At 44.5% G+C, this 19,930-nt stretch carries 21 protein-coding genes, 3 tRNA genes and 1 other RNA gene; 9 read left to right on the plus strand and 16 right to left on the minus strand.

Annotated elements, in window-relative coordinates; genetic code table 11:
- Positions 1-16: 16 nt before the first annotated feature.
- A complete protein-coding gene (locus tag ACZ424_RS00970) occupies positions 17-340 on the plus strand; it encodes a cupin domain-containing protein (RefSeq protein WP_464904654.1) in 324 nt (107 codons plus the stop codon).
- A 50-nt stretch (positions 341-390) separates the two neighbouring features.
- Here the strand turns inward: ACZ424_RS00970 and ACZ424_RS00975 are convergent, their stop codons facing one another.
- Positions 391-1,767, minus strand: a complete 1,377-nt coding sequence (locus tag ACZ424_RS00975) for a class II fructose-bisphosphate aldolase (RefSeq protein ID WP_464904655.1) — start codon at positions 1,765-1,767, stop codon at positions 391-393.
- A 93-nt stretch (positions 1,768-1,860) separates the two neighbouring features.
- Between ACZ424_RS00975 and ACZ424_RS00980 the strand changes: the two genes are divergently transcribed.
- Both ACZ424_RS00980 and nadB read left to right on the plus strand, forming a co-directional pair.
- Positions 1,861-2,559: a septal ring lytic transglycosylase RlpA family protein gene (locus ACZ424_RS00980; protein WP_464904656.1), complete on the plus strand. Its 699-nt coding sequence runs from the start codon at positions 1,861-1,863 to the stop codon at positions 2,557-2,559.
- A 1-nt stretch (position 2,560) separates the two neighbouring features.
- Entirely contained in the window at positions 2,561-4,120 is a 1,560-nt protein-coding gene (nadB, locus tag ACZ424_RS00985; RefSeq protein ID WP_464904657.1) for an L-aspartate oxidase, read from the plus strand.
- Here the strand turns inward: nadB and dapE are convergent.
- The 12 genes from dapE to purS all read right to left on the minus strand — a co-directional run bounded on the left by dapE (position 4,112) and on the right by purS (position 11,441).
- Positions 4,112-5,173 (minus strand): succinyl-diaminopimelate desuccinylase, encoded by a 1,062-nt coding sequence (gene dapE, locus ACZ424_RS00990; RefSeq protein WP_464904658.1) that lies wholly within the window; start codon positions 5,171-5,173, stop codon positions 4,112-4,114. The two genes, nadB and dapE, sit on opposite strands and share 9 nt — an antisense overlap.
- Before the next feature lie 38 nt (positions 5,174-5,211).
- Positions 5,212-5,288, minus strand: a tRNA-Ile gene (locus tag ACZ424_RS00995).
- A gap of 4 nt (positions 5,289-5,292) precedes the next feature.
- Positions 5,293-5,368, minus strand: a transfer-messenger RNA (tmRNA) gene (gene ssrA / locus ACZ424_RS01000).
- A 4-nt stretch (positions 5,369-5,372) separates the two neighbouring features.
- Positions 5,373-5,450, minus strand: a tRNA-Glu gene (locus tag ACZ424_RS01005).
- A 5-nt stretch (positions 5,451-5,455) separates the two neighbouring features.
- Positions 5,456-5,531: transfer RNA gene (locus ACZ424_RS01010), tRNA-Lys, on the minus strand.
- 40 nt (positions 5,532-5,571) lie between these two features.
- A complete protein-coding gene (locus ACZ424_RS01015) occupies positions 5,572-6,159 on the minus strand; it encodes a GGDEF domain-containing protein (protein WP_464904659.1) in 588 nt (195 codons plus the stop codon).
- A complete protein-coding gene (locus tag ACZ424_RS01020; RefSeq protein ID WP_464904660.1) occupies positions 6,149-7,300 on the minus strand; it encodes an FIST signal transduction protein in 1,152 nt (383 codons plus the stop codon). The genes ACZ424_RS01015 and ACZ424_RS01020 overlap by 11 nt, the downstream gene beginning before the upstream one ends.
- Before the next feature lie 15 nt (positions 7,301-7,315).
- Positions 7,316-8,146 carry a UDP-N-acetylmuramate dehydrogenase gene (gene murB, locus ACZ424_RS01025; RefSeq protein WP_464904661.1) on the minus strand — a complete coding sequence of 277 codons (831 nt, stop codon included), beginning with the start codon at positions 8,144-8,146 and terminating at the stop codon, positions 7,316-7,318.
- On the minus strand, positions 8,136-9,761 hold the full coding sequence (locus tag ACZ424_RS01030; protein ID WP_464904662.1) for a CTP synthase: 1,626 nt from the start codon (positions 9,759-9,761) through the stop codon (positions 8,136-8,138). The genes murB and ACZ424_RS01030 overlap by 11 nt, the downstream gene beginning before the upstream one ends.
- The gene (gene kdsB / locus ACZ424_RS01035; protein ID WP_464904663.1) at positions 9,762-10,487 is read right to left on the minus strand and encodes a 3-deoxy-manno-octulosonate cytidylyltransferase; all 726 of its coding nucleotides are present in this window, start codon (positions 10,485-10,487) and stop codon (positions 9,762-9,764) included. It abuts the gene before it with no gap.
- 1 nt (position 10,488) lies between these two features.
- Positions 10,489-11,184, minus strand: coding sequence for a phosphoribosylformylglycinamidine synthase subunit PurQ (purQ, locus tag ACZ424_RS01040; protein WP_464904664.1), 696 nt, complete (start codon positions 11,182-11,184; stop codon positions 10,489-10,491).
- Positions 11,181-11,441: a phosphoribosylformylglycinamidine synthase subunit PurS gene (gene purS / locus ACZ424_RS01045; RefSeq protein ID WP_464904665.1), complete on the minus strand. Its 261-nt coding sequence runs from the start codon at positions 11,439-11,441 to the stop codon at positions 11,181-11,183. Before purS ends, purQ begins: the two co-directional genes overlap by 4 nt.
- Before the next feature lie 55 nt (positions 11,442-11,496).
- Between purS and ACZ424_RS01050 the strand changes: the two genes are divergently transcribed.
- The 4 genes from ACZ424_RS01050 to rpoD all read left to right on the plus strand — a co-directional run bounded on the left by ACZ424_RS01050 (position 11,497) and on the right by rpoD (position 15,927).
- Complete coding sequence (locus tag ACZ424_RS01050) at positions 11,497-12,069, plus strand: CPBP family glutamic-type intramembrane protease (RefSeq protein WP_464904666.1); 573 nt, start codon at positions 11,497-11,499, stop codon at positions 12,067-12,069.
- Positions 12,069-12,524 (plus strand): signal peptidase II, encoded by a 456-nt coding sequence (lspA, locus tag ACZ424_RS01055; RefSeq protein ID WP_464904667.1) that lies wholly within the window; start codon positions 12,069-12,071, stop codon positions 12,522-12,524. The genes ACZ424_RS01050 and lspA overlap by 1 nt, the downstream gene beginning before the upstream one ends.
- A 61-nt stretch (positions 12,525-12,585) precedes the next feature.
- Positions 12,586-14,223: a DNA primase gene (dnaG, locus tag ACZ424_RS01060; protein ID WP_464904668.1), complete on the plus strand. Its 1,638-nt coding sequence runs from the start codon at positions 12,586-12,588 to the stop codon at positions 14,221-14,223.
- Between the two features lie 12 nt (positions 14,224-14,235).
- Positions 14,236-15,927 carry an RNA polymerase sigma factor RpoD gene (rpoD, locus tag ACZ424_RS01065; RefSeq protein WP_464904669.1) on the plus strand — a complete coding sequence of 564 codons (1,692 nt, stop codon included), beginning with the start codon at positions 14,236-14,238 and terminating at the stop codon, positions 15,925-15,927.
- Here the strand turns inward: rpoD and ACZ424_RS01070 are convergent.
- Positions 15,916-16,761 (minus strand): RluA family pseudouridine synthase, encoded by an 846-nt coding sequence (locus ACZ424_RS01070; protein ID WP_464904670.1) that lies wholly within the window; start codon positions 16,759-16,761, stop codon positions 15,916-15,918. The two genes, rpoD and ACZ424_RS01070, sit on opposite strands and share 12 nt — an antisense overlap.
- A 94-nt stretch (positions 16,762-16,855) precedes the next feature.
- Between ACZ424_RS01070 and ACZ424_RS01075 the strand changes: the two genes are divergently transcribed.
- Entirely contained in the window at positions 16,856-17,470 is a 615-nt protein-coding gene (locus tag ACZ424_RS01075) for a peroxiredoxin (protein ID WP_464904671.1), read from the plus strand.
- Between the two features lie 55 nt (positions 17,471-17,525).
- On the opposite strand, the gene ACZ424_RS01080 is transcribed toward ACZ424_RS01075, so the two are convergent.
- Positions 17,526-18,530, minus strand: coding sequence for a polysaccharide deacetylase family protein (locus ACZ424_RS01080; protein ID WP_464904672.1), 1,005 nt, complete (start codon positions 18,528-18,530; stop codon positions 17,526-17,528).
- The gene (locus ACZ424_RS01085; protein WP_464904673.1) at positions 18,475-19,269 is read right to left on the minus strand and encodes a glucosaminidase domain-containing protein; all 795 of its coding nucleotides are present in this window, start codon (positions 19,267-19,269) and stop codon (positions 18,475-18,477) included. The genes ACZ424_RS01080 and ACZ424_RS01085 overlap by 56 nt, the downstream gene beginning before the upstream one ends.
- Positions 19,270-19,347: 78 nt before the next feature.
- On the opposite strand from ACZ424_RS01085, the gene ACZ424_RS01090 reads away from it, so the two are divergent.
- Entirely contained in the window at positions 19,348-19,929 is a 582-nt protein-coding gene (locus ACZ424_RS01090) for a Fe-S-containing hydro-lyase (protein WP_464904674.1), read from the plus strand.
- The last annotated feature ends 1 nt before the right edge of the window (position 19,930 follow it).

Here is a 19,930-nt window from a genome sequence, read left to right on the forward strand (position 1 = left end):
GGAAAGGAGGCCTGTCTTGGTAGAGAGGAGGGGAATTACCGACAGAGATGAAGTTTTGAGAGAGCTCCGTAAAATGGGCTACGGTAACCTCTACGTCTGGAGAGATGTTCCGGGAGCGTTCTACGACTGGCATACCCACCCTTACGATGAGGTCAGGTGGGTTCTTGAGGGGGAGATAAACATAGGGACAGAAGGCGGAGTTGTAACGCTAAAGCCGGGAGACGTGATGAGAGTTCCGGCAGGAACGAGACACTGGGCTAAAGTAGGTAAAGAAGGTGTTATCTACGTCTGCGGGACTAAACTTGACAAGGCTGGTTCTTTTTCAAGAGAGTTTCCATAGAATTGTTTAATCAGAAATATCCCCCTCCACGATGGAGGGGGCTGAAGGATTTATTCCGGTTTGGGCTTGTAAATCTTCACAGGTTTAACGTATTTCTCTACTATCTCCTTTGTGTTGAAAACCTTAAGCTGGTCAAAGAGGAAGTGAAACTTCTCTTTAAGAGCTTTCATCATTGGAGATTTAACTTCTTCAGGTAAATCCCAGAACTCCTTTTTAAACTTCCCGAAGGCTTTTTTCCTCGTTTTGTAGATAAACTGCTGTTCCGTCCAGCCTTCTTTCCACTCGTTCTTCAGCTCTGTTTTGAGCCACTGGTAGATTTTGTTTTTAAAGTCTTCTGGTAGGTGATCGTATATGATGTTCTGAAACCCTGTTGCAAGGTGAATCTCTGCAGTTTTAACTTCGGGGAACTTGTGGAACAGCTCGTCTGGAAGGGTTGAAGCACCGTGTTGAACGGCCCCTGCCATTGAGTATTTCTTTCTGGCAACATCTCCAATCTTCTCAAGGACGGAGAAGTCAAGTTTAACTTTTGCCACTCTACCGTCGGGAAGTGGAATGCCTCCGTGCTCCGTTCCTGTCTGGACGGAGATCTTGCTGATGTGGGGAATGTTTTCTCCGTATTTACGGAGCTCCTCCAAGTAACCTTCCATAAATGCCTCAAACTCCTCCGGAGTTGAGTTCTTTCCGCCGATGTGACCTATCTCTCCCCCTACGGAAACGGTAACTCCTTCAGGTTCAATCTCCCTTATGTAGGCGGTCATCTTTGCCGTGTTAACGTAGTTGTGGAACTGCTGTTCTTTAAGTGTCGGTTTGCTGTAGTCAACGAGCGTTGAAGGGTCTATGTCTATGTTGTAGAAGTCTGCTTCAATAGCCTCTTTTGTAAGGGCTTTGATCTTCTCAAGCTCGGCTTCCGGGTCTTCTGCGTAGCTCTTTGCGTTGAACTGGAAGTGGTCTCCCTGAATAAAGACGGGACCTCTGAATCCCTCCTTTATTGCTGCTGCTAAGGCACATGCCGTATACTCAGCAGGCCTTTGGTCTGTGTAGCCAATTTCAGACTTTGCAATCTCAAGTATGAAGGCTCCTACGTTGTTTTCAACTGCAACCTGAAATATCTGCCTCATAACGTCGTAGGTCATTCCCCTTATGTTCATTGCAGGAACTGTAAACCAGAAGGGAATTTCCTCGTTTGCCATTCCTTTTGTGTAGAGGTCGTGGATTGAAGAAGGAAAGATTCCAAGATCTAAAGCGATTGCCCTTATGAGCCACCTTGAGAGCTCTTTTGCCCTATCTTCGCCGAATACGGCCGTGTAGATGAGGTCGTCAATAACCTGTTTAACTTTGGCTTCGTCTTTAACCGTTACTCTATCCTGTTCAATCTCCACAGCATCTTTAACGGCATCAAGGACCTGCTGGTAGGAGAGTTCTCTCATTCTTTCCCTCCGTTTCGGATTTGTTTTTTCAATTTTATAGTTTCCTTAGGTTAAAATCTAACTGCCATGAGATGGTTAGGTCTTTTATTCACAGTGTTTTTTCTCTTTAGCTGCGGGGGTTCAAGGCCTCTGGTCGTTTACCCTGCTTATACCGGAAAGGTTTACAAGAAAAAGTGTAAATATACTTACAGGGTAGACGGAAAGACTTACTGTGTAAGAAAGAGCTCAAAGGGTTTTGTTCAAGTCGGAATAGCTTCCTGGTATGGTCCCGGATTTCACGGAAGTAGAACTGCCAGCGGCGAGATCTACAACATGTATAAGCTCACCGCCGCCCATAAAACCCTTCCTTTAGGGACTTACGTTAAGGTGATAAACCTTGAGAACGGCAGAAGCGTTGTTGTGAAGGTAAACGACAGGGGGCCTTTTGTCCCCGGAAGGATAATAGACCTCTCTTACGCAGCTGCTAAAAAGTTGGGAATGTTAAAGAAGGGGACGGCAAAGGTAAAGATAATTGCCCTTGGAAAAAGGATTGACCACACTTATTTGCCTGTTAACACCGCTACAGGAGACTTTTACGTTCAGGTGGGAGCTTTCAAAAACAAACTTAACGCTTACAGGTATAGGTGGAATCTTTCAAGGAGATTGAACTTAAGGGCAAAAGTTGTAAACTTGAAGGGCTACTACCGAGTCCTTGTAGGGCCTGTTGGAACTTACAGTAAAGCTCTTCTTTACAGGGAGAAATTGAGAAGAATGGGGTTAAAAGGCTCTTTCATTATTCGCTTGGGAGGTTGACTTGAAAAGCCTTACCGATTTTGACGTTCTGGAGCTCCCTTCCGAAACCTACGATGCCGTTGTCGTCGGCAGCGGTGCAGCCGGTTTGACCTGTGGAATAGCCCTCCAGGAGATAGGTCTGAACGTCTGCCTCCTCACCAAGGGAACTCCTGAAGAGAGCTCCACAAACCTTGCCCAAGGGGGAATAGCCGTAGCCCTTCCGAAGGAAGACTCTCCGGACCTCCACTTTAACGACACCTTGAGAGCTGGAGCAGGACTTGTTAAACCTAAGACGGCGAGGATTTTGGTTGAGGAAGGAGTTAAGAGGGTTATAGATCTAATAAAGATGGGAGCCCGCTTTGAGACCAATGGAAGGGGGCTCCTTAAGTTTACAAAGGAGGCAGCCCACTCAGTTGCGAGGATAGTCTACTACAAGGATAAAACTGGTGAAGAGGTTGAGAGAACCCTTCTTGAGAACTACAGAGGAGTTATTGTTGAGAAGGCTCAGGTGAGGGAGCTCCTCGTAGAAAACAACAGATGTTACGGGGTTCTGGCCAATGTTGATGGTAAACTGAAAGTTTTCTACGCTCCGGTAGTGGCCATTGCTACAGGTGGGGCAGCCGGACTATACCTGAAGAACACAAACCCTCCAACCTCAACGGGAGACGGAATAGGTATAGCCCTAAGGTACGGGGCAACGCTTCAAGACCTTGAGTTCGTTCAGTTCCACCCTACTGCCTTTTGCGACGACTCAGAGTGTTTCCTCATCTCAGAGGCTGTTAGAGGAGAAGGAGCTCTCCTCATAGACAGGTTTGGCCGCCGGTTTATGGGAGACTACCACCACCTGTGGGAGTTGGCGCCGAGGGACGTTGTTACGAGAGCCATAGAGAGCCAGAAGAGGATAACCGGCGGTGAAGTTTACCTTGACTTCAGGCCTATTGAGGAGAAGGGAATAGACATTGAAGAGAGGTTCCCCACAATAGTTAAGAAGCTGAAAGAGAAGGGACTTGACCCGAAGAAGGACCTAATACCTATAACTCCCGTTGCCCACTACTACATAGGGGGAATTAAGGTAGATACTTTCGGCAGGACATCTATAGAAGGATTATTTGCCGTAGGGGAAGCTTCCTGCACGGGAGTTCACGGTGCTAATAGGCTCGCCAGCAACTCGCTTTTAGAGTGTCTGGTTTTTGGAAACCGTGTGGCATACGGAATGTACAGGGATTGGCGATATCTTCGCCTAGATTTTCAGGAAATCAGAATCAAAAAAGAGGCCTTTCCTCCGAAGGTGGAGAAGAGTTACTCCCTCCACGATATAAAAAGTGTTATGTGGGAAAACGTAGGAATTGTTAGGAGTGCTCAGTCATTGACGAAGGTCATAGATAAGCTTTCGGAGATTGCCTCTTCTTCTTCACCTTGGGAAGTGAGGAATGGAGCTCTCTTAGGCCTTGCCATAGCCGTAAGCGCCATGAGGCGGGAAGAGAGTAGAGGAGGACACTTCCGTTCAGACTTTCCCTACGAGAGGGCAGAGTTTAGAAAGCACAGTGAGTTTACAATTACAGACCTTGAAAGGTTAATATGAGAGAAAGTTTTTAAGCATTCTGTAGCACTCTTCTACTTTGTCAACCTCTACGTATTCGTTTTTCTGGTGGGCTTGGTAGGGTTGACCGGGACCGAAATTTACTGCGTCTATCCCGTTTGCCGATAGCTGAGCAACGTCCGTCCACGCCTGTTTCGTCTCAACTTTTACGTTGAATCTGTTAACGAATTCAGAGAGAATCGGGTTGTCTAAACAGGGTCTTGCAGCGGGAGAGATGTCTGTAAACTCAAGTCTGTCGGCTTCAACCAGTTTTTTTAGCTTTTCTAAGTCGCTCTTTGCTTCCTCTACCGATTTTGTCGGGGAAAACCTGTAGTTAACGTTAACTCTGAACTCCTCAGGAATTATGTTCCTTCCACCTTTAAAGTCTGTCATTGTTGCGTTCATAACTTCGTAGTATGTAAGGCCGTTAACTGTGTAGGGTTTCGGTTTCAGCTTAGAGAGCTCCCTTAAAAGCTTCCACCCTTTGTGTATTGCGTTTTCTCCTTCCCAAGGCCTTGCAGAGTGGGCACGTTTTCCGGTAAACCTAAACCAAGCGTGGATAACTCCTAAACAGCCTACCTGAACGACGTTGTCTGTAGGCTCTAAAACAAATGCGAAGTTAACTTTTTCTAAAATTTCTCTAAATTCCCGTTTTTCAAACAGAGGTTTTAGGCCGTTTTCTTCGTAAGGCCCTTCCTCTTTTTCGTAGAGTATGTAAATCGGGTTAAACCTGCTTTCTTCTTTTGAGAAATCCTGTGCTAACTTCAGTATAACCGCGTCTCCAGCTTTCATATCGCTTGCACCGAGGCCGTAGAGCCTTCCGTCAATCAGTTTTCCTGTGTAGTCGTTTTCACCGGGAACTGTATCTAAGTGGCCTACTAACGCCACGGTAGGTTTTGAGGTGTTTATACCCTTATAGGCTAACAGCGTATTGCTGTTTCTTTTAACTAGATATTTTTCTTTTAAGAGGAGGTCTTCACAGAAGTCGGCAATCTCTTTTTCGTTTCCGTAAACAGAGGGGATGGAGATCAGTTTTTTTAGGAGCTCCACGGCCATTTTATTCTCCGGTTTGGAATTGAGAAAGGAGGGATTAGTGGTGGGCCCGGGTGGACTCGAACCACCGACCGTCCGGTTATGAGCCGGATGCTCTAACCAACTGAGCTACGGGCCCCTATTGGTGGAGCCGGCGGGATTCGAACCCGCGACCTTCAGACTGCCAGCCTGACGCTCTCCCAGCTGAGCTACGGCCCCAGTTTGGCGTCCCCGGCGGGATTCGAACCCGCGTCGCCGGCGTGAAAGGCCGGTGTCCTAGGCCTGGCTAGACGACGGGGACGCTAATGGTGAGCCCGGGAGGATTCGAACCTCCGACCTACGGATTAAAAGTCCGTTGCTCTACCAGCTGAGCTACGGGCCCACTTGAGACGCTGAATAATATAGACATGGGTAATTATTTGTCAAGTTTCTGTGTTTTTTTTCTTCTCTTTCATCTTATACATTCTTTTATCAGCTAATGTTATTAGTTTGTCTAAATCTGTTCCATCATCTGGAGTAACTGTTATCCCGTAGCTTACAGAGATTTTAAAGTTTTTAAAAATTTTCTCTATCCTCTCCTGCAGTTTCCTAAGGATATTCTCTACCTCTCCTTTTTCTCTGTTCCTGACGACAACCATAAACTCGTCTCCGCCAAATCTGGCAACGATGTCATACTTTCTAAAGTGTTTTTTCAGTAGTTGAGCGACCTGTTTAAGAACTATATCGCCCTTTTTGTGGCCGTAAAGGTCGTTAACCTGCTTAAAGTTGTCTAAATCTAAGAAAATGATGAATAACTTCTCTTCCTTTTCCCTCTTTATTCTCTCTATCTCTTTTGCGATGAACCCTATAAGGGCGTGTCTGTTGAAAAGTCCTGTTAATGGGTCGTAAAGTGCTTTCTTCTCAAGCTCTACAAGGAGCTTTCTTTTCTGAGCAAGGAGCTCCTCATACTGGTCTCTAAGCTCCTCTATGTAGTTGAGAAAGAGTTTTAGTTTTTTGTCTTTAAAGTCCATCCCTTTCCCTTACAGTTACGGTTACAGATGTCAGGTTGTGTGTTCTCAATCTTCCATTTTTCGCAGCTATCTCTCCGTGGGTAAAAAAACCGAAGAGGGGAGCGTTGAGGAGCCTTCCGTAAAGTTTTCTTTCTTCACCTTCAAACTGCTCTAAAATCTTCCTCCGGGCTAAGCAGGAAAAGTTGAAGCAGAAGTCGGCCATTCCGAAGGATTCCTTTAGTTTTCTTACCGTCTCTTCAGCATCTCTTATTAACTCTGTGCTTAAAACGATAGAGAGTTTTAGCTTATCTCCCTCCTTTACAGGTCCCCAGAGTTCTATGTAGTCGTCCGAAAAGCCCCTTATTAACCTCAGCGCTTCTATTTCGTTTTCCTCGTTAACTATTCCAAAAGGTGTATACCAGAGTAGAAACTGATTCTCATCTGAGTGGTTAATGTCTTTAAGTAGCCTTTTAGGAAGGTATCCTGCTGATTTCCCGTTGAGTTCGTATATCCTGAAAGCGTCTGTTTTTGTAACGGTGTAGACAGGTCCCTTTTTAAAAACTCCAGAGGATAGTTGATACTGAAAGTCTAAGTTTGAAAAGCTTATTATTATGAACCCATTTTCTACTACGGCGCCTTTGTGGAACAGGTATCCCTTCTCCCTCTTATTTCCCTTTAAAGGCGTTGCTAAGATACCTCCCATAAGGGGAGCTCCCAGCCTGTTTCTGAGGAGTTCTTTCCCAAGCTCCTCAATGAGAAGGAGAAATTCTCCGTCTATAAAGTCTCCGATGATTATGTTTAGATTGTCGCTTTTCTGAGATAGGTATTTCTTTACCTCTTCTACTGTTTGTTCCCTGTTCTCTTTAGAGATGTTCTTCTTTACGAATGTGCAAACTTTCGTTTTAGCACTGCTGAACTTAAAAAAGCAGCCTACAATCCCGTCGTTTATTACTCTTATGTTCTCAAAAGCTGAAGATGAAGTGAAAGCTACGTAGTTTAGGCTTCCGAACTCCTTCTCTATCGTTGCAGGAACGTCCTGATAGGGGTAGTTGGGAGAAATAGAGAAAAGGGCAAAGTCAAAACCTTTAGGAGCTTGCTTTTTCAGTTCCTCTACTGCAAACCTGAGTATAGGGTCTTTTGAACTGATGATTACAGTATTCATACCTAAATATTAATATTAAAGAATCCTAACTTCAAGTTCAAGTTTAACCTGAAATAGACTTTTAACCTTGTCTCTTGCAACGGTTATTAACTCTAAGAACTCTGAGAACTCTGCTCCTCCTCTGTTTACTGTGAAGTTTGCATGGAGCTCCGAAAAGTAAACTCTACCTACAGAGAAACCTTTAAGTCCTGCTAAATCTAAAAGCCTTCCGGCAGAGTCTTTTGGTGGGTTTTTAAACGTTGAACCTGCTGTTTTTGTAAAGAAATGTGGCTGTTTGGAGAGCCTTAGTTTAACAAACTTCTCTATTCTCGTTTTTACATTTTCACAGCGTTTAATTCTGAAAGTTGCAAAGAGAACCGCTCCTATTTTCGGAAATGGTGTTTCTCTGTATTTAAACAGTTTTTTTATCTCTTTTTCTGTCAGTTCTATAACTTCTCCGGTCTCTCTATCCAAGTATCTAACAGATTCAAGGAAATCCTTTACTTCACTGCCGAAAGCTCCTGCGTTCTGTGCAATCAACCCTCCTACGGTAGCCCTCGGCACTCCGGCTAAAAATTCAAAGAGTGAAAACTTTTTCCTTTGCTGAAGCTTTAGGACTTGAGAGAGTTTTACCCCCGCCCCTAACGTTATTTTTCCGTTTTCAAGCTTTATTTCGTTTAGGAAGGCTGTTGATATGAGAGGCGTTTTGCTGTCTGAGAGAACTGTGTTTGATCCCCCTCCTAATATGGGAAAGTTCTCTCTGAGGAGCGAGCGGAGCTCCCCTAAATTTTCGGGGAAGTAGACCTTCCGGGGAACTCCTATTCCGATAGTCGTCAGCTCTTCAGGTGTAAGTATCCTAACCTTCAACTTCTTCCTTTAACTCTTTTGCCGCCTTCACAAAGTTTACAAAGAGAGGGTGGGGGCTTTTTGGCCTTGACTTAAACTCCGGGTGAAACTGAACGGCAACAAACCAGGGATGGTTCTTTATTTCTACGATTTCAACTAACTTGCCGTCTGGAGAGGTCCCGGCTATTACAAGCCCTGCCTTCTTTAAAGTTTCTCTAAACCTGTTGTTGAACTCGTAACGGTGTCTGTGCCTTTCTGAGATTTCTCGTTTTCCGTAAGCCTCGTAGCTGAAAGTCCCCTCTTTAAGAATACACGGGTATGCCCCCAACCTCATAGTTCCCCCTTTCTCCTCTATCCCTTTTTGTTCTTCCATCAAGTCTATTACGGGATAGGGAGTTGTTGAGCTAAACTCTGCACTGTGGGCTCCTTCAAGGCCTGCAACGTTCCGAGCAAACTCTATTACAGCACACTGCATTCCTAAACAGATGCCGAAGAAAGGAATTCTGTTTTCCCTTGCAAACTGTATGGCCTTTATCTTTCCCTCAACTCCCCTCTCTCCAAACCCTCCGGGAACTAAAATGCCGTGAACGTCTGATAGGAGCTCCTCCGGAGTTCTCTCTCTGTTTTCTAACTCCTCGGCGTTTACCCACTTTATTTCAACTTTGACGTCGTTTGCCGCTCCAGAATGAACAAAAGACTCAATTATGCTTTTGTAGGCATCGGGGAGCTCTACGTATTTCCCGACAACTGCAACGTTTACGCTTCCCTGAGAAGGTTTCTTAATTCTGTTTACGACCTCCTTCCAGTCAGAGAGGTCTGGTTCACTGGTTACAGGGAGTTGGAGTTTCTCTATTATCAGATCGTCAATTCTCTCCTTCCGGAGAACTAAAGGAACTTCATAGATGGTTGGAAGGTCTTTTGCCGTTATTATTTCGTGCTCTTTTAAGTTTGCAAAGAGGGCGATTTTCCTCTTAACTGATGAAGGGATTGAGCGTTCAGCCCTGCAAACAATTATGTCGGGCTGGATACCGATTGCCCGGAGCTCCTTAACAGAGTGCTGTGTAGGTTTTGTTTTCAGCTCCCCTGCAGCCTTAACGTATGGAACGTAAGTTACGTGGATGTAAATGGCGTTGCTCTTTCCGACTTCCGTTCCAAGCTGTCTTATGGCCTCTAAAAAGGGTAAGCCCTCAATGTCTCCGACCGTTCCTCCGACTTCAACTATAACAACGTCAACGTCTGAAGACATAAGTTGTCTTATCTTTTCCTTTATGAGGTTCGTAACGTGGGGGATAACCTGAACAGTTCCTCCTAAGAACTCTCCCTTCCTCTCCTTCTGGATTATCTCTTGGTATATCTGCCCTGAGGTGACGTTGTTAATCCTCTTCATAGTGGCAGAGGTGAACCTTTCGTAGTGGCCGAGGTCAAGGTCTGTCTCAGCTCCGTCCTCCGTTACGTAGACCTCTCCGTGCTGGTATGGGTTCATCGTTCCTGCATCAACGTTTAGGTAAGGGTCAAGCTTCTGGATTGTTACTTTTAAACCTCTACTCTCAAGGAGCGTTCCGATTGAAGATGCCGTTATGCCTTTTCCGATTGATGAAAGGACTCCGCCGGTTACAAATATCAGTTTTGAAGCCATCTACACCTCTCCCTTAACCAATTTCTCGGCAAGTTTAAGGTCTTCTTCTGTGTCAACTCCGAAGCTGTCGTGTTCAACAACCGAGACGAAAATCTCACCGCCGTTTTCCAAAATCCTCAGCTGTTCCAATTTCTCAAGTTTCTCCAGTTTTCCCGTTTCCCAGCTGACAAACTCTTTTAAAGACTCTTTCGTAAAACCGTATATTCCTATGTGTTTAAGATAGTTTTCCGGCTTAATCTCTCCGTCCCTCGTAAAGGGGATGAGGCTGCGGGAGAAGTAGAGAGCTCTCCCCTCTTTATCCAAAACAACCTTTACCTTTGACGGGTCTTTTACCTCTTTTGCCTTTTTAAAAGGAGTTGCGACGGTTGTAAACTTATATCCTCTTTTTAAACCTTCGTATACAGGGACTATGTGTTCTCTCTTTATAAAAGGCTCGTCTCCCTGAACGTTTATGATGTATTTAAAGGGTAAATTTTTTGCTGCGTGGTAGACCCTGTCGGTTCCGCTGGGGAGTTCCGATGGCGTAAGAATCCCTTTTGCTCCTGCCCTCTCAGAGACCTCTACAACCTCTTCACTGTCTGTTGCAACGGCAACGTTGGGAACGACCTTTTTAACTGCTTCAACAACCCACGCTATTAGGGGTTTTCCGGAGAGCTCCCTAAGAGGTTTCCCGGGAAGTCGGGTTGAGCCCATCCTTGCAGGGATTACAACTATAAGGTCTTCCATTTTAAGCCCTTACAACGCTTTCAACTATTGACTGAAACATTCTGAGGCCATCTACGGAGCCTAAAATCACCTCTGAAGCCCTCTCAGGGTGGGGCATAAGGCCGAAGACGTTACCTCTCTTGTTACAGATTCCTGCTATGTTGTTCAGTGAACCGTTTGGGTTAAACTCTTCAGAAACTTCCCCTTCCGGAGAGGAATACCTGACAACAACCTGCCCATTATCCTCTATCTCCTTTAAAGTTTCCGACGGGCAGGTGTAGTTCCCCTCTGCGTGGGCTATGGGGATTCTTACGACTTCTCCCTTTTTATACAGGTGAGTAAAGGGCGTTTGGTTATTCTCTACCCTTAGGTGGACAAACTTACAGATAAACGAGAGGGTTTTGTTGGGAAGCATAGCTCCCGGAAGTAGCCCTGCCTCAAGGAGTATCTGAAAACCGTTACAGATTCCCATAACAAGGCCGCCTCTCTCTGCAAACTCACAGATGGCCTCTGTAACGGGGGAGAGCTTCGCCATTGCTCCAGCCCTTAGGTAGTCTCCGTAGGAGAAACCTCCGGGAACTATAACGCAGTCAACTCCCTTTAGGTCTTTTTCGGCGTGCCACAGGTAAACGGCCTCGTGGCCTAAAACCTTTTCAACCACCCATCCTACGTCTCTATCGCAGTTGCTTCCGGGGTAAACGGGTATTCCGAACTTCATCTTTCAACCTCTTCAATTTCGTAGGTATACTCCTCAATTACCGGATTGACTAAGAACTTCTTAGCCATTTCTTCAATTTCCCTCTTTACCTCGTCGGGAGTTTCTGCATCAATTTCCATCGTTATGTATTTACCCACTCTTACGTTCTTAACCTTTGTGAACCCTAACTGGTGGGCAGCTTTTTCAACGGCTACTCCCTGAGGGTCTAAAACGCCTTTCCTGTAAGTTATAAACACTTTTACGAAGTAGGTCGCCATTTCTCTCTCCTGGCATAATTTTGTAACAGTTGAATTATAGACGATAGGGAGTAGTATGCTTAACTGTAAATCTTGCTCTTTTTTCAGGGCATACTTTGGAGTTGTCATCTTTACTGCCGTCTCCGTTAGTTTTTTCCCGAACTTAACAGGCCTTTTCCTTCCTCTTGTCCTTGTTGGAGTCCCTATGTTTCTGTTTGGAAGAACTCCTTTTGACCTGGGATACAGGAACTTTTTAAGGGGTATTCTTTGGGGATTGGGAGCTTCTCTGATTATCCTTCCCGTTTACTACTTGGGAGCTCCCAACAAGCTCCCCTTTGACTTTGATAGGTTAGTTTCTGCAGTTCCTTTTTACCTTGATGTTGCAGTGGGAGAGGAGACGTTTTTTAGGGGGTTTTTCTACTCCGTTTTTGAGAATGAGAAGCTCGTCGGCCCTCTTACTAAGAACAACCTTATCTCAAGCGTCCTCTTTGGGATTGCACACGCCCTTGTCTACTACGACCCTTCACGGTTTATCGTCTTCTTTCCCTCTTTGGTTATGGGGTTTCTTTATGAGAAGAGCGGCTCTATCGGAGCTTCCATTATCTTCCACTTTCTTTCAGATTTAACATTCCTGTTTGCGAGGGTTTAATGAGGTGGACTTTCCTTTTAACACTGTTTTTAACTTTCCTATTAGACAGGGTTACGAAGGTATGGGCTGTTAAGGAGCTCCACCACCCGATTTCAGTTATTCCCGGTTTCTTTTCACTGAGACTCGCAGAGAACAGAGGGGCAGCCTTTAGCCTCTTTTCCGGCGGAAATGAGGTTGTGAGAAAGCTGTTTCTCCTGTTTATTCCTGCAGCTGTAGTTGTTTTCATTTTCTACTACGTCTTCAGAAAAAAAGATTTGAACTACAAGCTTTCACTCTCTTTAGGACTTATAGCCGGAGGTGCTTTAGGTAACCTCTACGAGAGAATTTTTAACGGAAGGGTAATTGACTTTATAGATTTTCACTTTAGGAGCTACCACTACCCCACGTTTAACGTTGCAGATGTAGGGGTTTTTATAGGAACACTTCTGCTTCTGGTTTCCTACAGAAAAAGTTGACTTTGTTTTTTACCCGAATAATTTTAGAAAGGCCATATAAAGAGAAAATGAGGTGATATAATTGGGGAGCTCCAGGGTCTCCCGCTCTTTCGTTCAGGAGCTACTGTCACAGGTAGACATCGTAGATATCATATCACACTACATAACTCTTAAACAGTCCGGAAGGAACTTCGTCGCCCTGTGCCCCTTCCACCCTGAAAAGACTCCTTCCTTCGTTGTAAGCCCTGAAAAGCAGATATTTAAGTGTTTCGGCTGCGGTGTAGGTGGAAACGTAATAACTTTCGTTCAGCAGTATGAAAACCTCTCTTTCTTTGAGGCTGTAAAGAGGGTTGCAGAGATTGCAGGGGTGGAGCTCCCTCAAGATGCCTTTGAAGAAGACAGTTCAGCTTTAGAGGTAGAGGAAGCAGGCCTTAAGGCTGCCAAATATTTCCACAGCTGTTTAAAAGAGATTGAGGATTACCTGACTGAGAGGGGAGTTGACGGGAAAACGGCAGAGAAATTCCTCTTGGGGTATGCTCCTGCCGGTTACTTGAAAGACCTTAAGGTTAAAGGTGAAGCACTCGTTCAGTTAGGTTTAAAGAGCTCAAAGGGCAAAGAGTTTTTCAGGGAGAGACTGATAATTCCCATATTTAACCAGTCTGGTAAGGTTGTTGCCTTCGCAGGAAGAGCTCTTAAAGAGGGACAGGAGCCTAAATATATCAACAGCCCTGAAAGTTCGTTTTTTAAGAAGAATTCAACCCTTTACGGTTTCTACCAGTCAAAGGAATTTATCCTCAAAGAGAGAAGGGCAATTATCGTTGAGGGTTACTTTGACGTTATTTCCCTCTATAAGGTAGGTATCTACGGAGCTGTTGCTCCTATGGGAACTTCCCTGACGGAAAACCACGTAAAGTTCCTAAGACGTTATACCCAGTCTCCCATTCTCATTTTTGACGGTGATTCAGCAGGTAGGAAGGCGACAATAAGGGCTGCGGGGCTTCTCTATAAGTTTGGATGTGAACCGCTTGTCGTTCAGCTGCCGGAAGGTGAAGACCCGGACTCTATGGTAAGGAACTCTACGGAAGTTTTGAGGGAGCTCCTTTTATCTCCCGTTCCCTTTATTGAGTGGGCTGTTAAAACGGTGAAGTCTGTCCCTTCCGTTGACCAGCCGGAGCTCCTCAAACAGGTTGCCCTTGCCGTCGCCAACCTCCGAGAAAAAAATCCTTTTCTCTTTAAGGAATATTTCTCAAGGCTCTCTGCCGAGTTTGGAGTAGATGAATCCTGGTTAAGGTCTCAGATTCCCAAGTTCCGCAGGAGAGAGGAAACTTTTCTCTCTGAAGACCCAATTCCGATTTACGAGAAGGCTTTCCTTAGAGCTCTCTTTGAAGGAATGGAACTCCCGATAGACATCTCCCCTAACATTTTCGTTTCTCAAAAAGTGGCAAAGCTATACTTCTTAATTTCCCAAACCGGAGAGAGGGATGTTACAGCTCTACAGTCTCTCTACCCGGAGCTCTCCTCCCTTATATCAGACGTTCTATTCATGGAGATTTCTGAGCAGGAGCTCCGCCGTTACGTCTGTAGAGTTATTGTGAAAGAGCTTGAGAGAAGGATAAAAAGAGCTGAGAACTTCCACGAAAGGGTTGGGATGAAAAAGCTGATATTTGAGCTGAAAAAAGGAAACTTTGAGATAGTTGAGCAACTCCAAACCATAAATTAGAAGGAGGCGGCCTTGGAGCGGCTGAACTTTGATGAGATCATAGCCTTGGGAAAGGACAAGGGCTACATCACCTTTGACGAACTGATGGAGCACCTTGACGAGGAGGTGCTCACACCAGAACTGATAGAAGAGCTCATAACCCAGTTAGATGAGTATGACATCCAAATTATACCAAAAGAGGGAGAGGCACATGTAGACCTCTCTAAACTCCAGATAACTATAGCCCCCGATACTCTTCCCCGTTCCGACGACCCCATTAGGCTCTACTTGAGGGAAATGAGCGATATTTCGCTCCTTAAACGTCACGAGGAGATAGCCCTTGCAAAGAGAGTTGAGCTCGGGAGAAAAGCCCTCGTTAGGTACCTTCTTAAAACCAGAGCTATTCTTGACTACGTTTTGGAAGTTGAGGAGAAGATTAAGAGCGGTAATTTAAAAGTAAGGGACATTATGCGTTCTCCGGATGAGTTTGCCGAGGGAGGAGAGAGTCAGAGGAGGAAAAAGTTCTTTGCAATAGTAGATGAGCTGAGGGAGCTCCTTCCCACGCTTGAGAAGCTTCAGAAGCAGTATCAGAGGAACAAAAAGGATAAAGAGGTTAAGAGGGAGTTTTTAAAGACTTGGGCAAAAATTAACGGTCTTCTGAGGCAGCTTCCCCTTTCTTACTCTATTTACGAAAGGCTTGCAGAGGACATTTACAGGAAATACTCGGTTTTAAAGCGAAGCGAGAAGAGTATTCAGAAGCTGAGCGGTAAGCTCTCTTTCCTTGGAATCCCCATTGACGAGATCTGTAGCCGCCTTGACGATGACGAGATAAGGGAAAAGATAGACGCTTCCCCTTACACTACCAGAGAAATAAGGAAGATGGTTAAGAAGTATTTGGACACGAAACAGACCTACAAGCAGACCCTTGATTCCATAAAGATGCCCAGAAATGCCTTTTACAAGTTGGCAGAGAAGATTCACTTCTACAAGAAGGACTCTCAGGAAGCAAAGCAGATTTTGGTTCGCTCAAACCTTAGGCTTGTTGTCAGTATAGCAAAAAAGTATATAAACAGGGGGCTCCACTTCTTAGACCTTATTCAGGAGGGAAACATCGGCCTCATGAAGGCCGTTGATAAGTTTGAGTATAGAAGAGGTTATAAGTTCAGCACCTACGCAACTTGGTGGATAAGGCAAGCCATAACGAGGGCGATAGCAGATCAGGCCAGAACGATAAGAATACCTGTTCACATGATAGAGACGATAAACAAGGTTATTAAAGTCTCCCGTCAGATGTTTCTTGAAATGGGTAGGGAGCCTAGACCTGAAGAGATAGCAGAGCGTTTAAAGATGCCGTCAAGCAAAGTCCGCTCTATCCTTCAGCTGGCTCAAGAGCCCGTTTCCCTTGAAACTCCAGTAGGAGACGATGAGGACAGCACTTTAAGGGACTTTATAGAGGATACAAAGAGTCCCATTCCGGAGTACGAAGTAATCAAGAAAGACCTTCAGGAAAAAGTTGCTCAGCTTCTCTCTCAGCTCAGCGAGAGGGAAGCTCTTGTTATAAAGCTCCGCTTCGGTTTAGACGGTTACCCTGAACACACATTGGAACAGGTAGGTAAAGAGTTAAAAGTTACGAGGGAGAGAATTAGGCAGATAGAGTCTAAAGCCTTGAGGAAGCTGAGAAATTCCGGTCTTGATATTGACCTGTCAATATTCTTAGAGCGTTAGCTCTTTAACGTCAAAATGGATTTCCTCTAAAGATTCTAAAAACTCCTTAAAGTCCCCCGGAAGGGGGGCTTTTACTTTTAACATTTCCCCAGAAACCGGGTGTTTAAACTCCAGACTGTAGCTGTGGAGGAGTATCCTTGGAGAGAAGTTAAAAGGGAAAGAGTAGGGGCCTTTGTAGTATAGAAACTCTCCAGCTACAGGAATGCCTATTTTAGACAGATGTCTCCTTATCTGGTGTTTCCTTCCAGTGGGAATTTCTGCAAGGAGGAGAGCTCCCTTCCTAAACCGCTTTAGAACGGTAACTTCGGTTATTGCCTCTTTTCCGTCAAGTCTGAACTCAATCTTCTTTCTATCCCATTTAGGAGTTGATGGAACTATAAGTAAATACTCCTTCTTAATTTGCTTTCTCCTAAAGAGCTCCTTAAACTTTTCAAACAACTCTTTTGTTTCAACTGCTACAATTGCCCCGGATGTCTGTTTATCAAGTCTGTGAACAACTTTAACCCCTTTTCCGTAAGTTTTCCAGAGGAGCTCTTCAAGGTTGGGCTTATCTACGTTGCTGTTGATAAATGGAGGCTTGTTGACCACTAAAATGCCGTCTTTTCTGTAAAGGAGCTCCGGTTTTTTCGGCTTAAAGAGAAGTGGATTTATACAGAACTCAACGCTTTTTCCCCTTTTAACAGTCTGTCTGTAGCGGAGCTCTTTTACTCCTGAGACAGAGACGAGACCTTCGTCTATAAGCCTTTTAGCTTTCTTTTTTGACTCTGTAACAGAAGCTACGGCACTTATCAACTGACACTCTTTTGTTACATCTATTTTCCAGAATTTTAACATAGATAACCTCAATTTAAAGTATAGTTGACCCTTAAAACACTTAGACTTTAATATAGTAATGAAGTTAGTGAAAACAATTTGAAGGAGGGAAGAGATGGCACTTGTAGGTCAGAAAGCACCCGATTTTAAGGTGCAAGCTTACGACCCTGTAAAGAAAGCTTATGTGGATGTTCAGCTTTCAGATTACGTTCCAAACAACGAGGGTAAGTTCTTAGTTCTCTGCTTCTACCCGGCAGACTTTACCTACGTCTGACCAACGGAGTTAGCTGCGGTCGCAGCTAAGTATGACGAGATAAAAGCAAGGGGAGCAGAAGTTCTTGCTATCTCAACGGATACCGTCTTCAGCCACCAGATTTTCTGTGAAGTAGAGCCTCTGATGAAGGATGTAAAGTTCCTACTTGGAGCAGACCCAACAGGAGCTGTTTCAAGGACTTACGGCGTCTACATTGAGGAAGCAGGAATTGCCAGAAGGGGAAGGTTCATCATCAATCCAGACGGGGTTATAGTAGCAGAGGAAGTTCTTAACCCGCCTGTTGGAAGGAACGTTAACGAGCTACTCCGTCAGCTTGACGCTTGGAAGTACGTTTACGAGCATCCAGACGAAGCCTGCCCTGCAAACTGGAGACCTGGCAAGAAGACCCTCAAACCGGGTCCTGACATTACAGGAAGGGTTGGCGAGGTTATTACAATAGACGAAATCCTTTCTTAAACAGGGGGCTTTATGCCCCCTTATTTTCTTAATCTTTCAAATCTCTTTAATGATTCTAATGGAGGAGGAGGAAGAAGAACTCCGCTTTCCGTTTGGTTTCTGTGTTCCAACACTTTATTCCAATTCTTGTTGCTGAGTTCTTAATCCTAAATTGACTGGAGCTCTCTACCCTGTTTCCCTTCTTTATTCCTTTAACCCAACCGTTTTTAGTGGTATATATCCAGCAGTTTTTATACTTCTCAGGGTTTTCTATATAGAAAACAGGTTTGACGGTATCTTTCAAGTAAACTCCGTAGTCTGGCTCATGTTTAACTACCGGTAGCGGCTCAATGTTTAGATCTGAAACGAACTTCCTAAAGCTTGACTGACTGCCGACGACGGCCATTCGGGGGACTAAAATTCCTTTTCCGTTGTAGTTTCCTCTGTCCTGTGTCATAAGGAGTTTGTATCCACTATCTTTAAAGAACTTTACGCTTATCTTGTCGTAGTTTCCATATGGGAAGGCTAAAAATTCCGGTTTTCTTCCAAACAGTTTCTCAAATTTTCTCTCTGATAACTCCTTTTCCTTGGTTAATTTCTCTATGTATTCCTTTTTTGTAAGTTTAAGTCTCCACTTTGCTAAGTTGGGATGGCTGTAAAGGTGGTTCTCAAAGTCGACAAAGCCAGATGATTCCAGTTCTTTTATTTGCTCTTTAGTTAAGAAGTCCGGATAGCTGTCAACGGCCTCCATGTAGAGGAAAACGGTAAAGGGGAAGTTCATCTCTTTGAGAATTCTGTATGCTTTCATTGTTGTTTTATAGCCGTCGTCTATCGTGATCACAACAGTTTTAGGAGGAATGGGCTTTTTCTTTTCAATTAACTGGTAGAGTTTTTTTAGGCTTATTACGTTATATCTATTTTTCTTCAGGTAGAACATCTCCCTTCTAAAGTCTTCCATGCTTACTGAGGTGGTGGGATAGCGGTTATCTCCAAACCTGTGGAAGATAAAAACTGTGGCGTAGCCGTTACTGTCCTGTGCTACAGATGTTTGAAGCAAGCTCAGGCTCGTCAAAACGCTCAAGATTATTCTTCTTAACCACATTTTTCACAAGCCCCACGTATTCTTTTTTCTTCGTTGAGTATAGCTCTAAACTCTCTAAAAGTGTATAGATATCTGCTCCTTTAGCCCGGAGCTCCCTAAACTTCCTGTAAGCCCATCCTACGTTGAGGTTGTAGATGTAATCCTTTACCGAGCTGTAAAGGTTGTCATAAACCTTAAGGCAAGCTTTTGATCTTTTCGCTTTTAGACACTTTGTTCCTTTAAACGAGTAGATACCGAAGATGTTGTTAGCCTCTGTGAAAAACCTTGAAGTCCCCCAACCGCTCTCAATGGCTCCCTGCGCTAAGATTAGGCTTGCTGGAACTGTGTTAACCTTTAAAAGGAGCTCCTCTATACTTTTTGCCCTATACTTTTTCATAAGGTGTTGAAGTTCTGCCTTTTCGCTGTCGGTTAGCGCTTTCTTATTCTTTACTTTCAGTATAAATTTTCTCTCTGAAAGGACTTCTCTGTTTGCCTCTCTTATTAGGGGGACTAGGAGCTCTATAAACTTCTGTTTCCTTTCCTCAACGGGCAGTCCCTTTAAACTAATGTGGCTAGGATACCTTATAAGCTTTATAAAAGGAGCTTCGTAGAGTGAAGGTGAAGTAAAGCTTTCCGCAGGCTTCTCTATCTTAAACAGCGTATTTGTAATCACTCCACATAAGAAAGCTATAAATAGAGCTATAAATAGAACTGATAGCCTTCTTACGCTCTTTACCATTAGTGCCTCCTAATTTTTCCCGCTGCAAATTTATTCCGTTTGTTATACTTTGCCTAAATAAGGGATTGGAGGTTTTGCATGTCTGCAATAAGGATTACTGCTCCAATAACCGATGACTCCGTATGGGAGGACTTAAAAGCAGGAGACCTTGTCCTTATTTCAGGAGTTATCTATACCGCAAGGGACGCAGCCCACAAGAGAATCGTAGAAGCCCTTGAAAGGGGAGAGGAACCGCCTTTTGACCTAAAGGGTCAGATAATCTACTACGCAGGTCCTGCTCCTGCTAAACCGGGAAGGCCTATAGGTTCAGTTGGACCGACGACCAGCTACAGGATGGATCCTTATGCTCCTAAGCTTTTAGAGGTTGGCCTTAAGGGAATGATAGGGAAGGGAACCAGGAGTAAAGAGGTAATTGACGCAATAGTTAAGTATAAGGGAGTTTACTTTGGAGCTGTTGGTGGAGCAGCTGCTTACCTTGCAAGGTGTGTGAAGGAAGCAAAAGTAATAGCCTACGAGGATTTGGGACCCGAGGCCGTAAGAAGACTTGTAGTTGAGGATTTTCCTGCCTTTGTTGTAAATGATGTTCACGGAAACGACCTCTACAGAATGGGTAGGTGCCAGTATATGGAGATTAACGACCCTGAGCTCTACAAATGTTAAA

This window comes from Thermovibrio ruber, from assembly GCF_055380895.1.

Bases quoted from the DNA above. Each gene is read 5' to 3' on its own strand.
- ACZ424_RS00975 (WP_464904655.1), bottom strand. From the start codon at position 1,767: ATGAGAGAACTCTCCTACCAGCAGGTCCTTGATGCCGTTAAAGATGCT.
- dapE (WP_464904658.1), bottom strand. From the start codon at position 5,173: ATGGCCGTGGAGCTCCTAAAAAAACTGATCTCCATCCCCTCTGTTTAC.
- ACZ424_RS01015 (WP_464904659.1), bottom strand. From the start codon at position 6,159: ATGGACTTTAAAGACAAAAAACTAAAACTCTTTCTCAACTACATAGAG.
- ACZ424_RS01020 (WP_464904660.1), bottom strand. From the start codon at position 7,300: ATGAATACTGTAATCATCAGTTCAAAAGACCCTATACTCAGGTTTGCA.
- ACZ424_RS01030 (WP_464904662.1), bottom strand. From the start codon at position 9,761: ATGGCTTCAAAACTGATATTTGTAACCGGCGGAGTCCTTTCATCAATC.
- kdsB (WP_464904663.1), bottom strand. From the start codon at position 10,487: ATGGAAGACCTTATAGTTGTAATCCCTGCAAGGATGGGCTCAACCCGA.
- purQ (WP_464904664.1), bottom strand. From the start codon at position 11,184: ATGAAGTTCGGAATACCCGTTTACCCCGGAAGCAACTGCGATAGAGAC.
- purS (WP_464904665.1), bottom strand. From the start codon at position 11,441: ATGGCGACCTACTTCGTAAAAGTGTTTATAACTTACAGGAAAGGCGTT.
- ACZ424_RS01050 (WP_464904666.1), top strand. From the start codon at position 11,497: ATGCTTAACTGTAAATCTTGCTCTTTTTTCAGGGCATACTTTGGAGTT.
- lspA (WP_464904667.1), top strand. From the start codon at position 12,069: ATGAGGTGGACTTTCCTTTTAACACTGTTTTTAACTTTCCTATTAGAC.
- ACZ424_RS01070 (WP_464904670.1), bottom strand. From the start codon at position 16,761: ATGTTAAAATTCTGGAAAATAGATGTAACAAAAGAGTGTCAGTTGATA.
- ACZ424_RS01085 (WP_464904673.1), bottom strand. From the start codon at position 19,269: ATGGTAAAGAGCGTAAGAAGGCTATCAGTTCTATTTATAGCTCTATTT.
- ACZ424_RS01090 (WP_464904674.1), top strand. From the start codon at position 19,348: ATGTCTGCAATAAGGATTACTGCTCCAATAACCGATGACTCCGTATGG.